Annotated in this window: 1 rRNA gene; it reads left to right on the forward strand. The window is 53.4% G+C overall.

The features are described from left to right. Positions 1-57: 57 nt before the first annotated feature. Positions 58-696 (forward strand): 23S ribosomal RNA (locus tag KDN35_RS19780); the annotation flags it as partial.

The raw sequence follows: 696 nt of genomic DNA on the forward strand, positions 1-696 counted from the left end.
GGTTCTTTGAAAACTAGATAACAGGTAAGAAGAAAGGAACGTGAAGCTCTTTTCACTGGTTAAGTTAGAAAGGGCGCACGGTGGATGCCTTGGCACTAGGAGCCGATGAAGGACGGGACAAACACCGATATGCTTCGGGGAGCTGTAAGTAAGCGTGGATCCGGAGATTTCCGAATGGGGAAACCCCCTGTCCGTAATGGGGCAGGATCCATACCTGAATCCATAGGGTATGGAGGGCAGACCCGGGGAACTGAAACATCTAAGTACCCGGAGGAGAAGAAAGCAAACGCGATTCCCTGAGTAGCGGCGAGCGAAAAGGGAGAAGCCCAAACCAAGAGGCGTGCCTCTTGGGGTTGTAGGACACTCAACATGGAGTGAGAAAGGAACGGAGTAGACGAAGCGGTCTGGAAAGGCCCGCCAGAGGAGGTAACAGCCCTGTAGTCGAAACTTCGTTCCCTCCTGAGTGGATCCTGAGTACGGCGGGACACGAGGAATCCCGTCGGAAGCAGGGAGGACCATCTCCCAAGGCTAAATACTCCCTAGTGACCGATAGTGAACCAGTACCGTGAGGGAAAGGTGAAAAGCACCCCGGGAGGGGAGTGAAAGAGAACCTGAAACCGTGTGCCTACAAGTAGTCAGAGCCCATTCATGGGTGATGGCGTGCCTTTTGTAGAATGAACCGGCGAGTTACGATGA

Origin of the sequence: Brevibacillus sp. NL20B1, assembly GCF_018195675.1 — a bacterium.
Classification (GTDB): Bacteria; Bacillota; Bacilli; order Brevibacillales; family Brevibacillaceae; genus Brevibacillus; species Brevibacillus aydinogluensis.